Annotated in this window: 12 protein-coding genes and 1 tRNA gene; 8 read left to right on the top strand and 5 right to left on the bottom strand. The window is 40.3% G+C overall.

The annotated features are described in order from the left end of the window. Positions 1–4 precede the first annotated feature (4 nt). Complete coding sequence (locus AC1DXF_RS07005; protein WP_477447511.1) at positions 5–274, top strand: hypothetical protein; 270 nt, start codon at positions 5–7, stop codon at positions 272–274. Continuing rightward, positions 271–1,383, top strand: coding sequence for a lipid-A-disaccharide synthase (gene lpxB, locus AC1DXF_RS07000; RefSeq protein ID WP_477447509.1), 1,113 nt, complete (start codon positions 271–273; stop codon positions 1,381–1,383). The genes AC1DXF_RS07005 and lpxB overlap by 4 nt, the downstream gene beginning before the upstream one ends. 79 nt (positions 1,384–1,462) lie before the next feature. On the opposite strand, the gene AC1DXF_RS06995 is transcribed toward lpxB, so the two are convergent. Genes AC1DXF_RS06995 through AC1DXF_RS06985 form a run of 3 tightly spaced genes read right to left on the bottom strand, consistent with a single transcriptional unit; the run spans position 1,463 to position 2,002 of the window. After that, entirely contained in the window at positions 1,463–1,627 is a 165-nt protein-coding gene (locus AC1DXF_RS06995; RefSeq protein ID WP_477447507.1) for a hypothetical protein, read from the bottom strand. Positions 1,628–1,664: 37 nt separating this feature from the next. Beyond that, a complete protein-coding gene (locus AC1DXF_RS06990; protein ID WP_477447505.1) occupies positions 1,665–1,793 on the bottom strand; it encodes a hypothetical protein in 129 nt (42 codons plus the stop codon). Positions 1,794–1,828: 35 nt separating this feature from the next. Further along, positions 1,829–2,002 (bottom strand): hypothetical protein, encoded by a 174-nt coding sequence (locus tag AC1DXF_RS06985; RefSeq protein ID WP_477447503.1) that lies wholly within the window; start codon positions 2,000–2,002, stop codon positions 1,829–1,831. 1,168 nt (positions 2,003–3,170) lie between these two features. Between AC1DXF_RS06985 and AC1DXF_RS06980 the strand changes: the two genes are divergently transcribed. The 4 genes from AC1DXF_RS06980 (at position 3,171) to AC1DXF_RS06965 (ending at position 8,784) form a co-directional block, all read left to right on the top strand. Beyond that, a complete protein-coding gene (locus AC1DXF_RS06980; RefSeq protein WP_477447501.1) occupies positions 3,171–3,704 on the top strand; it encodes an N-acetyltransferase family protein in 534 nt (177 codons plus the stop codon). A gap of 57 nt (positions 3,705–3,761) precedes the next feature. Beyond that, positions 3,762–3,835, top strand: a tRNA-Ala gene (locus AC1DXF_RS06975). Positions 3,836–4,365: 530 nt separating this feature from the next. After that, positions 4,366–5,652, top strand: a complete 1,287-nt coding sequence (gene glyA / locus AC1DXF_RS06970) for a serine hydroxymethyltransferase (RefSeq protein ID WP_477447499.1) — start codon at positions 4,366–4,368, stop codon at positions 5,650–5,652. Continuing rightward, entirely contained in the window at positions 5,653–8,784 is a 3,132-nt protein-coding gene (locus AC1DXF_RS06965) for a PAS domain S-box protein (RefSeq protein ID WP_477447497.1), read from the top strand. 243 nt (positions 8,785–9,027) lie between these two features. On the opposite strand, the gene AC1DXF_RS06960 is transcribed toward AC1DXF_RS06965, so the two are convergent. Together AC1DXF_RS06960 and rlmN are read right to left on the bottom strand one after the other, a co-directional pair. Next, positions 9,028–9,726, bottom strand: coding sequence for a ComF family protein (locus AC1DXF_RS06960; RefSeq protein WP_477447495.1), 699 nt, complete (start codon positions 9,724–9,726; stop codon positions 9,028–9,030). A 24-nt stretch (positions 9,727–9,750) separates the two neighbouring features. Beyond that, positions 9,751–10,812, bottom strand: a complete 1,062-nt coding sequence (rlmN, locus tag AC1DXF_RS06955; RefSeq protein WP_477447691.1) for a dual-specificity RNA methyltransferase RlmN — start codon at positions 10,810–10,812, stop codon at positions 9,751–9,753. Positions 10,813–10,974: 162 nt separating this feature from the next. Here rlmN and AC1DXF_RS06950 point away from each other — a divergent pair, with 162 nt between their 5' ends. Together AC1DXF_RS06950 and AC1DXF_RS06945 are read left to right on the top strand one after the other, a co-directional pair. Then, positions 10,975–12,141, top strand: a complete 1,167-nt coding sequence (locus tag AC1DXF_RS06950) for an amidohydrolase family protein (protein ID WP_477447493.1) — start codon at positions 10,975–10,977, stop codon at positions 12,139–12,141. A 153-nt stretch (positions 12,142–12,294) separates the two neighbouring features. Continuing rightward, positions 12,295–12,573, top strand: coding sequence for an acylphosphatase (locus AC1DXF_RS06945; protein ID WP_477447491.1), 279 nt, complete (start codon positions 12,295–12,297; stop codon positions 12,571–12,573). The last annotated feature ends 35 nt before the right edge of the window (positions 12,574–12,608 follow it).

Raw genomic sequence — 12,608 nt, 5'->3', positions numbered from 1 at the left:
ATACATGCTTAAAAATAATAGTTTAGTAACTGGTTTGCTTGCCGGGGCTGTACTGCCCGGTATCAGCCTGTTCATTTTCTTGTACCTGCTTAAAGGCAACTTTTTGATACTAAATAAGCCGGGCATACCTTATTTGATTGCAATAGCGCTTAATCTTTTTATCATCAGGTATTGTTTTAAGCAAGGCAAAGACAACACAGGCACGGGGATGATATTGATCACCTTTGTATTTACCGCAGCGGTGTTTTTACTCAAATTACAACCCATCCGATGAAATACTACCTGGTAGCCGGCGAAGCTTCGGGCGATTTACACGGGGCGAACCTGATGAAGGCACTAAAGGAGCTTGACCCGGCGGCTGAATTTCGTTTTTTTGGCGGCGACCTAATGCTGGCCGAAGGCGGAACCCTGGTGAAGCACTATGCCGATATGGCCTTTATGGGTTTTGTGGAGGTTGTTGTTAACCTGCGCACCATCCTTAAAAACCTGAAAGCCTGCAAGGATGATATTGCTGGATACCAACCCGATGTTTTGGTGCTGATAGATTTCCCCGGCTTTAATTTGAAGATCGCGGAATACGCCAAAACCATTGGTCTGTCGGTTAACTACTACATTTCGCCCAAAGTTTGGGCCTGGAATCAAAAACGGGTTTTAAAAATCAAGCGGATAGTTGACCACCTGTTTTGCATACTGCCTTTTGAGGTTGATTTTTATAAAAGCTGGGGAATGGACGTTGATTATGTAGGCAACCCGCTTTTGGATGCCATAACCGCGTTTGAGGCTAACCCCGAATTTTTAAAGCAGAATAATATATCGGGTAAAAAAATAATTGCGCTGTTGCCTGGTAGCCGTAAACAAGAAATAAACTATTTATTGCCAGAGATGATTGCCGTGGCCGGGCAGTTTACAGATTACCAGTTTGTCATAGCAGGGGCGCCATCATTTAAACCTGAGTTTTACAGTCAGTTTGTGAAGGATACAAATATTCCGGTAATATTTAACGCTACTTATGATTTACTCACCAACGCGCATGCTGCCATTGTTGCCTCCGGAACAGCTACTTTGGAGACTGCATTGTTCAACGTGCCGCAGGTTGTGGTTTATAAAGGCAACGCATTAACCATCGCTATAGCCCGCATGCTGATAAAAATTAAATTTATATCGCTGGTTAACCTCATTGTAAACAGGGAGATAGTAAAAGAACTCATCCAGGACGATTGCAACGAAATAAAAATAGCTGCCGAACTTACTGCCATAGTTAGCCAGGGTACTTATCGTGAAACAATGCTAAAAGATTATGATGCTCTTGACCAAAGGATGGGGCAGCCGGGCGCATCGGCCAAAACTGCAGGTCTGATTGTTAAATATGCCGCAAAAAAATAAAGCCCTGTTTTAGCAGGGCTCTATCGTTTTCATAGGTGTGATGTTGTACTTAATAGGTAGATGTAGATATATATGATGATCAGGCAGCTTTACGTGTTGTTGGTAAAGCTACCTTCTTGTTGTTGTGCATAAATTGATTTCTCACGCTTAAGTTCCTAAGATCTTCCAATAAAATATTTAGCAATTCGTCTTCAAAGCGGTCAACTAATTTGCTGATGGCTGGGTTTGTTTTAGCTGCTTTCATAGTTAAATGTTTTATAGGTAAGTAGGTGAATTGTAAATTATGCCGCGCTTGCCAACCGGGCTGCTTTAGCTTTAACTGATTTCAGATCGTTCATTAATAATATTTTCAATTCATTATCAAAGCGTGTTACTAATTTGTTGGTTGATGGTTTTCTTGTAGTCTTCATAGTTTTTTAGCTTTTATGTTTAAAATGTTTTTAGTTTAATCTTTCTTTTCAGTTTCCTGGTTTTCGGTAAGGTTTTCTTTGCGACGTTTTGCTTCTTTGTATTGCCTTAAAATTTGCTCTTCATCGCGTGCGTCTGTTATTTTTGTAGGCTCTACAGGATTAGCCCATTCCTTCTCTTCTTCCTTAACCGTTTTCTTTTTGGTTGCCATAACAGTTACGTTTGGTAGGTACAGTTCCAATCCTGTGCCAAAAAAACATTATCCCCCAGAAAAAATCATTTTAATGTCATGGTTTTTGTATGTAATTCTTTTTAACTTATTGTTTTTAAGTTGTTTATAATAAATAAAACATTTTTGGCTTTTTTCTGCTGATGGTGTAATCAGACAAAAAAAGTGTCCGGTTGTTATTTAATAACCGAACACTTGCTCTAATTCCGTACGTTTTTTTGGTAGTTGATGAAGTGTGCGGCAAGCGCTATAGCGAAACCTGCGGGGTTTTTTGTCAGAGATTTTAACGGTGTGCGCAATATCGGCCAGCAAAGGTTGATTGTAGTAAATATTGGCCACTACAAGGCAGGTAGCAATAGTCATGACCCATAAAGTGAACAATGTTAGATGTGGGTGTATGTTTGCAGGCAGGGTAGTTGTCATGTATAAAAAAATTCATAAATAGGCCGCAAAAATGCTGAAGCAATTTTAAAGTCATGCTTATTTTAAGTAAATTTTTGTACACGGGTTACAATATCTGCAAAGATTAGGAGTTCTAACATCAATATAAAAGTACTTTTTTTATTGGCGAGTGAATAAAAAAGTAAATTTTATCACTTTTTTTGTTCAATAAGTCTTTTTTGGAATAGAATTTGAACAAAAAACATTATAAATTCATTCTTTTATTGAATTTGGAGTGTTTATAAATGTATAATTTAGTTAAATTTTTGATTTTTGATCAAAAAAAATGACTGAAATCTAATAATTTAATAGGTGTTTTCTTCTTTATTAAAATGTAAATTAAATTTTAAATAAATTATCACATTAATAATAATTTATTTGTATTTTTGAGAATCAAACAGGGATATTGAGTTGTTTTGATAAATGTTACAATAAAATTACAAAATAATTTAAAAGAATATAAAAACTTAGTGTTACTTTTACACCGTAATACAAAAACAAAAAAAGTCTTCTCATAATTTAGGTTTATAATTGGTTAGTAAAGGCCCCTGCCCATCAGGGGCTTTACTTGTTTTAAGGACTTGAGTTTTAAACCATCATTTAAGTAATTTTGACGAAAATTGAGAGGCGTAATCAATATAATCTTCAGCGGCTAAAACTATTGAAGATTGCTTCCAGGGTTTATGTTTATATAATGGATTAAAATACTATGGAAAACAGAAATACTGATTTGGCCATCCGGCTGGCATCAATCAAAGATGCCCATGGTATACTTGATATTTACAATGATGCCATATTGAATACAACGGCCGTGTATAGTTATGAACCCCATACTATAGATATGCGCCTGCAGTGGCTGCAAGATAAGCGTAACCACAATATTCCTGTTTTAGTGGCCGAGGTTGATGGCATTGTAGCCGGATTTGCAACTTATGGGCCCTTCAGGGCGTGGCCTGCCTACCAGTATACCGTTGAGCATTCAGTATACGTTCACAAAGCCTACAGGCAACAAGGCATAGCTGGAAAACTTTTACTCCAACTCATCGAAACAGTAAAACAGCAACCAATACATACTATTATTGCGGGCATTGATGCCGGGAATGCGGCGAGTATTAAACTGCACCAGAAGTTTGGTTTTACAGAGATAGGTACTTTTAAGCAGGTTGGTTATAAGTTTGATCGTTGGCTCGATTTAAAATTTATGCAATTGATATTAGATAATGATTTTAGGCCCGGCAGCTAATTTTTTAAAATCAAATTCTTTTTTAATACTTAAAATTATATATTTGCCACCCGCAACGGGGGATTAGCTCAGCTGGCTAGAGCGCTTGCATGGCATGCAAGAGGTCATCGGTTCGACTCCGATATTCTCCACAGATAATCAAGGCTTTACGATAATTCGTAGGGCCTTTTTTGTTGTCAATAAAATAATGCAAAAACATTGTTAAAATATTGAAGTTGCCTATAGAGAGCACAAGACGTTTGCAAACCCGGCATCTTCAACCTTAAAATTTGCTATACAAGAAAGCTTGGATGCATTCATTAAAGGTAGCCGATAAAGATTTTTGAACGGATTTATTCCTCTAAATTAAACAAGCTGCCAAAGAGTTAAAAATTATTGTACCCGGGACGAAGTAGCGCCTGGTTATCAGGTGGTGATGGTGGTAAAAGATTGTCTTGTGAGCAAACGGAATAATTTCGGTTTATTTTAATACAGGCGCCGTCATTGTTAGTATGGGGAACAGGCTTGTCGCAAAAACTTATTAGTTATAACTGCTTGTATAACAAATTATATTGTGCTAATTTCCTTACAAGTAAAATCTCAAATTACTTCTGTCTCAAATCTCATATCTCCCATCTCAAATCTATCTTTTTAGCTAACTTAGCAGCGTTAAAAACACACAATGAAAAGAGATAAACTGATATTTAAACTTTTGGATGAAGAGCAGCAACGCCAGGAGGAAGGCATTGAGCTAATAGCATCTGAAAATTTTGTAAGCCGTCAGGTAATGGAAGCGGCGGGTTCTGTTGCTACCAACAAATACGCCGAAGGTTTACCGGGTAAACGCTACTATGGCGGCTGCGAGGTGGTTGATGAAATTGAAACCATTGCCATTGAGCGTGCTAAACAATTGTTTAATGCCGAGTGGGCAAACGTTCAACCGCACTCTGGCGCACAAGCCAACGCTGCGGTAATGCTGGCCTGCTTACAAGCTGGCGATAAAATATTAGGCTTTGATCTTTCACATGGTGGTCACTTAACACATGGTTCGCCGGTGAATTTTTCGGGTAAATTATACGAGCCACATTTTTATGGCGTGGTTAAAGAAACCGGTTTAATTGACTACGAGCAGCTTAAAAGAGTCGCTTTGGAGCAAAAACCAAAACTGATCATCTGTGGTGCTTCTGCCTATTCACGCGATTGGGATTATGAGTTTATCCGTGCAGTTGCCGATGAGGTTGGCGCTTTGGTATTAGCCGATATTTCGCACCCATCGGGCCTTATTGCCCGTGGCTTGCTGAAAGATCCGCTTCCGCATTGCCATATTGTTACTACAACCACGCATAAAACCTTACGCGGCCCGCGCGGTGGTTTAATTTTATTGGGTAAAGATTTCGAAAATCCTTTTGGTGTAAAAACACCAAAAGGCGAAACCAGGATGATGTCGTCCTTACTGGATATGGCCGTGTTTCCTGGTACCCAGGGTGGTCCGTTAGAGCATATCATTGCGGCTAAAGCCATTGCTTTTGGCGAGGCTTTGAGCGATAGCTACATGAAATATATTGTACAGGTTAAAAAGAATGCCGAAGCCATGGCCGAAGCATTTGTAAAACGCGGATACCAGATCATTTCGGGGGGTACAGATAACCACCTGATGCTGATTGATCTTCGTAATAAAAATATTACCGGTAAAGCAGCCGAGAATGCTTTGGTTAGCGCCGATATTACGGTTAATAAAAACATGGTGCCTTATGACGATAAGTCGCCGTTTGTAACATCAGGTATTCGTGTGGGTACAGCGGCCATCACCACCCGCCATATGAAAGAGAAACATATGGAAGAGATTGTGGAATTGATAGATGCGGTACTTTCTGATCCTGAAAATGAGCATTCTATAAAGAAAATTCGCAAAAGGGTGCACAAACTAATGCACGATTTTCCATTGTATCGCGAAGAAGGATCAGAATAAATGGCAACAAAGCAGCATGGATTTATAGATAATGAGAAAGAGCGATTAGCCGCGCTGCAATCATACCATGTGCTTGATACATTGCCCGAAGAAGAATATGACGCTATAGCGCGCCTGGCATCCTATATATGCCAGGCGCCTTTTGCTTTTATTACCTTTATTGACGATCACAGACAGTGGTTTAAATCAAAAATAGGCCTGCCGATTGATTATATCCCCAAAACAGATTCCTTTTGCCGCTACACCATTTTGGGTGATGAGACAATCATAGTTCCTGATGCCACTAAAAACGACTTGTTTGCCGACACTGATATGGTAAAAGGCCCAATGGCTATCAGGTTTTATGCCAGCGCGCCCCTGGTTAATCCGCAGGGCTACCGCATAGGCGCCCTTTGCGTCTTCGATCAAAAAGTAAAGCATTTAAGCGCCGAACAGGAAGATGCGTTAAAAACACTTGCCAAAGAGGTTATCTCGCACCTTGAATTGCGCAGGCAAAGGCGCGAATTGGAACAGAACCTTCAAATTCACCAGGATTTTTACAACCTTTTTGATAGCTCGCCCGATGTTCATTGTATTATGGACAGGGATTTTAATATCGAACAGATCAATCGGTCGGCTAACACGGTTTTGGGCGTTGCCCCGGATAAGGCTATTGGCCAGCCCATCTGGAATTTTTTCCCTGAAGAAGAAAGGCTCAAATCATTAAATTTACTTAAAACAGGGTTAAGCAGGCAGCAACGCAGGTTTGACATCGAAACTGGTGTGTTAACGGCCGGAGAGGATGTTAAATGGATAAGCTGGTCCGTTACATTCAACGGCGGCAAATGGTTTGCCAGTGGCCGCGATATCACCTACCAGAAACATATTTCGCAGGAACTGGAACAATTGGCCTTAGTGGCAAGCAAGGTTAGCAACGGCGTTGTAATAAGCAACGCCGCTGATGAGGTTGTTTGGGTGAATGATGCATTTGAGCACATTACCGGTTTTACCTTAGCCGATGTTGAAAATAAATGGCTGGGCGCTACACTCAAAGGTACTGTTGCAGATGCTGCCGCCGAGGCTAAATTGATAGCCTCAATAAAAAATAAAGAATCGTATGAGGTTGAGCTTTTAGTAACGCCAAAAAGCGGCAAACCTTTTTGGATCACTGTCATCAATTCTGTAATACGTAACAGCGAGGGTGATGTTGATAAATACATCAGGGTAATTATTGATATATCGGCCAGGAAGAAGATTGAACAGGACCTGGAGATACTATCATTTGCTGCCAGGAAATCACCCGGAGGGATATTTATTCGCGATAATGAAGGGCGGTTTTTATGGATGAACCAGGCTTTGGAAGATATAATAGGTTATTCGTTTGCCGAACTGGAAGGCAAAGCGATTGGAACCTCGTTATTGGGAAAGGACTCTGACCTGAGTGTTTTTGAAGGCGCCGTACAGGCCGTTAAAGAAAACCGGCCGTATGAGGTTGAAATAAAAGTGTACAAAAAAGACGGCACGCCGATATGGACCTGGCTGTCAAATAGCCCGATATTTAACGAAACCGGTAAGGTTGACAGGCAGATAGGGGTAATGGTTGACATCACCGAACGTAAAAAAGCCGAAGAGGAACTCACCCTGTTGTCGCTCGTGGCAAGCAAGGTTACCAGTGGCATAGTAATCAATAATAGCGAAGGCCGGGTTGAGTGGGTTAATGAAGCTTTTGAAAAAATTACAGGCTACCGGATAAAAGAGGTAAGCGGCAAACATTTGGGCGATATATTAAAAGGTGCGCTAACTGATGTTGCCATTATTGAACGGGCCCGTGAGCTTTCCCGGAATAAACAGTCTTTTGAGGTTGATTTACTTATATACCGTAAAGACGGTCAGCCATTATGGGTTTCTGTCATCAATTCGGTGATATCAGATGCAAAAGGGAAAGTTGACAAATATGTTGAGGTAATTATTGATATCACCGAGAAAAAGAAGGCCGAAATTCAATTAATTGCCGCCAAAGAAGAAGCGCTGCAACTAAGCAGGGCCAAGGATATGTTTATATCGGTAATGAGCCATGAAATCCGCACGCCGTTGAACGCGGTTATTGGCATGTCGCATTTATTGCTGGATGAAGATCCGCTGGAATCGCAGAAAGAAAACCTGGGCATTCTTAAATTTTCGGCCGAGAATTTATTGACGCTGATAAACGATGTTCTTGATTTTGCTAAGATGGAAACAGGTAATGTGGAGCTTGAGCGTGTACGGTTGGACCTGCGCGATATGGTTCAGAGCATTAACAGTTCGTTGCAATACAAGGCAGTCGAAAAAAATATATATCTTAGCAAAAGCATTGATGACGATGTGCCGTCAATTATTTTAGGCGACCGGACCCGTTTAAGCCAGATAATTTTAAACCTGGTGAGCAACGCGGTTAAGTTTACCGAAAAAGGTGGCGTTAATGTTGATCTGAAAGTTATCCAGGAAACGGATAAGGATGTAAGGATCAGGTTTTCGATCACAGATACCGGTATAGGTATTGCGCCTGATAAAATAAATGTGATATTTGAGCAGTTTAAACAAGCCGAAGCCGACACTACACGAAAATATGGGGGCACAGGTTTAGGCCTGGCCATCAGTAAACGCCTTATTGAATTACACGATTCACGTATTAATGTGGATAGCGTGCCAGGTCAGGGTTCAACTTTTTGGTTTACCATTACTTTCAACAAAGCAGATAAGCAACTAAATAGCAATAATAACAAAGTGGAAGAAGGACTGAAAATTAACGTTTTAGTAGTTGATGATAACCAGATAAACAGGTTGTTGATCAATAAAATCCTTAAAAAATGGGGTGCGGATGCCGATTTTGCCGAAAACGGGCTGGAGGCAGTAAACAAGGTAGTAACCAATCAAAATTATAACGTGGTATTGATGGATATACACATGCCCGAAATGGGTGGTTTAGAAGCTACCCAGGTTATCCGTTCAAATCCCGAACCATATTTTCAGCAATTGCCTATCATCGCTTTAACCGCATCTATGCTTAGCAACCAAATGGGCGAAATAGATAACGCCGGTATGAATGATTATATCCTGAAACCATTTGATCCAAAAATACTTTTCGAAAAATTGAGCAGGTATCAACACCAATAAGTGGTGCCAAACCCCGAAAGGCGAGCTCCTGTACAGAGGTGTTCCACCGGAACAGTGGAACACTGTGGAACGCATTGCTCCTGATAGTCAATGAATTAGCATTTTGCTAAAACGGAACGCGGAACACTTTTATAATTGATTATCAGCTCTTTAACATATTGACACCGCTATGAGTTTGAGCTGAACTATTAACTTATGTGAAGTGTCTTGGTTCTTGACTCTTGATTCTATTTTTCAGTTACTTTAAACCGCATACGCAATAGTTGCAATGCTCAGCTTCAACCCCGGCACTTTTAATAATTCTATCCCGCAAGCTTCCAGCGTCGATCCGGTGGTAACAACATCGTCTACCAATAAAACATGCTTGTCTGTTAATCTTTCCGGTTTGGCAACTGCAAATACTTCCTGCATGTTTTCAAAACGGGCAAAGCGCGATTTATGGGTTTGGGTAACTGTGGCAACTTTCCGTATCAAATTATCCAATTCAACCGTAGCCGACAGCTTATCTGCCAATCCCTCGGCAAAGCAGGCGCTTTGGTTGTAACCGCGCTCTTTTAAACGTTTTTTATGCAGGGGTACGGGAATAAGATAATCAACTGTATTAAAAACGGGGTTCTCCGTTAATTGAGTGCCGGCAATATTTCCTGCCAGGTTACCAATCTGTTTCATGCCGCTGTATTTAAAATGGTGCATCAGGTTTTGCACATTGCCGCCTTTGTTAAAAAAGTAAAGGGCGTAGGCTGCTTCAATCTTTATTTTGCCATAAAACTGCTGTGCAACAATATTATCGGCCTGGGTATGAAAGTTGGTAAATGGTAAATTATACCGGCAATCCGAACAAATAATATGCTCATTGGCTACCAGGCTGGCATTGCAGGCAGGACATAATTGGGGGAAAAGCAGCGAAACAAAATCGGCAAGGTAGCCGCCCGGTAATTTCATGGCCTTAATGTAAGGCAGATTTTTTTAAACTTCTACAGTTTTTGCTTTTTCTTTAATAGCAAGCTGACCGCAGGCTGCATCAATATCTTTGCCCCGGCTGCGGCGCAGGTGTGTATTAATGCCTTGTTTTGTTAAATAGCTGGCAAAAGCTTCTACCTTATCCTCATCGGCATTAATATAGCTGGCGAAAGAAATGGGGTTGTACTCAATAATATTCACTTTGCAGGGCAGGTGCTTGCAAAATTTGGCAAGCTCCATGGCATCCTGGATGCCATCATTTACACCGTCAAAAATAATATACTCGTATGTTACCGGGTTTTTGGTTTTGGCGTAATAATATTTAAGGGCCTCGGCCAATGCTTTTAATGAGTTCTGCTCGTTAATGGGCATAATGGTGTTACGCTTCTCGTCGTTAGCGGCATGTAATGAAAGCGCCAGGTTGAATTTTACCTCGTCATCGCCCAGTTTTTTTATCATTTTAGCTATGCCTGCTGTTGATACGGTGATGCGCTTTGGCGACATGTTTAAGCCATCTTCGGCAGTGATGCGCTCTATCGAATCCATTACATTTTTGTAGTTCAGCAATGGTTCGCCCATTCCCATGTACACAATGTTTGATAACGGGATGCCATAATTTTCGCGGGCTTGCTGATCAATCAATACTACCTGGTCGTAAATCTCATCGGGGTTAAGGTTCCTTTTGCGCTCCATATAGCCTGTAGCGCAAAATTTGCAGGTAAGACTGCAACCCACCTGTGATGATACACAAGCCGTCATCCGGCCGGGAGTTGGAATTAAAACACCCTCAATTAGGTGAGTATCGTGTAAAATAAAAGAATTTTTTATAGTTTTATCAGCACTAACCTGTGATGTATTTATCTTAACGTTGTTAATTACAAAGTTTTCATCCAGTTTAGCACGTAGTTCTTTTGAAATATTGCTCATTTCATTAAATGAGAAACATGATTTTTTCCAAAGCCATTCATAAACTTGTTTAGCCCTGAAACTTTTTTCGTCCATACGGATAAAATGTTCCTGTAAAGCGTTCAAACTCAGGCTGCGGATGTCTATTTTGTTTTTTGCAATATTCACGTTGCAAAGGTACTTAATTTAAAAAAATGTTTTTCTTTTTTTAAAGTCATTCTTTTTGACGGTAAAAAAACGATAACTAAAAGTTAATTGTGTTAATTTGAACCGGGCATATTTTAGAAAAACGTTTTTACACAGATACCAAAGTTTTACAGATGAATGAAAAGTTTTAGAGCCGATTATGTTTTTCCAGTTTATGCCGATCCTATTAAGAATGGAATTGTTACCGTTGATGATGTTGGTAAAATAATTTCAGTTTCCGATTCAAGCAACCCGCCAGGCGGTCCGATAGAAAATGTTAGCGGTATTATTTGCCCCGGATTTGTAAACACCCATTGCCACATTGAACTTTCGCATCTAAAAAACAAAATTAAAACAGGCGGAGGCCTGGTTTCGTTTATAAAAGATGTTCAGGCTTTCAGAAATTCCGACGAGCAGGTGGTGACAGAGGCCATTGAAAAGGCCGATCAGGAAATGTATGACAATGGCATTGTTGCTGTTGGCGATATTTCAAATACCAATTTAAGTGTAAACACCAAAGCTAAAAGTAAACTGTATTACCACACTTTTGTAGAAACCTTCGGCTTTTTGCCACAAAACGCCGCCGACGTTTTCGACAAAGCTATAGCCTTGCTAAATGAGTTTAAGCCGCAATCGGTTTCGATAACGCCACACGCGCCATATTCTGTATCCAAAGAACTATTTAAACTGGTAAGAAAACACAGCGAAGAAGGACATAATCTTATCAGCATTCACAACCAGGAGTGCGAAGACGAAAATAAATTTTATCGCTATAAACTCGGTGGATTTTTAGACCTGTACCAGCATTTTGGTATTGATATCGGTTTTTTTAAACCGCAGGCGCGCAACTCTGTACAATCAATTATTCCTTTGCTCAGCAATAAGCAAAAGGTGCTGTTGGTTCATAATACCTGTACCAATTTAAAGGACATCTATTTTATTAAACGTTTTGACCGCAAGGTGAATTTTTGCTTTTGCCCCAATGCCAATGTGTATATTGAAGACAAATTGCCTAAAATTGAACTTTTTGTCGATCAGGGTTTTAACATTACCCTGGGTACCGATAGCCTGGCATCCAACAATAGCTTATGCATATTGAGCGAAATGCGCGTCATTCAAAAAAAATTTCCTGCTTTAAGTACCGAAAGACTGATAAAATGGGGCACCCTTAACGGTGCTGAGTTTTTAGGCATCGACGATGAGAAAGGATCCTTGCAAATTGGCAAAACCCCGGGCCTAAACCTGATAACCGGTCTTGATGGTTTGAAGATAACACCTGAGAGTAAAGTTAAGAAGTTGATTTAAAGTAATTAGTGAATGGTTGATTGGGTGAGTAGTTTATTTGGTTAAAAAAATTAGAATAGGTTACATTTGCAATGTAGAAAATTGATTCAGGCATCTGGTCTGGTGCAAAAGCAACCACTCACCTAATCAACTCAATCAACCACTCACCAACTAATGAAACATCTCAATATAACAGTAAAAGGTAAGGTACAAGGCGTTTTCTTTCGTAAATCAACCAAGGCAACGGCCGATCAGTTGGGCGTGCGTGGTTTTATTTTAAATGAGCCCAACGGCGATGTGTATATTGAAGCCGAGGGCGATGATTTTGCCATGGGCATGTTTATGGACTGGTGCAATGAAGGCCCCGAGTACGGCGAAGTAACTTCTGTTGAAACCCATGAGGGCGAATTAAAAAACTATCGTAATTTTGAAGTTGTAAAAAGGCGCCCGTAATTGTAACGGAAGCAGATTAATTACACTGAACATCA

Source organism: Mucilaginibacter sp. P2_A5 (assembly GCF_056404995.1).
The sequence above is the reverse complement of the archived record's forward strand: the minus strand, read 5'-3'. Positions and strand labels throughout refer to the sequence as shown.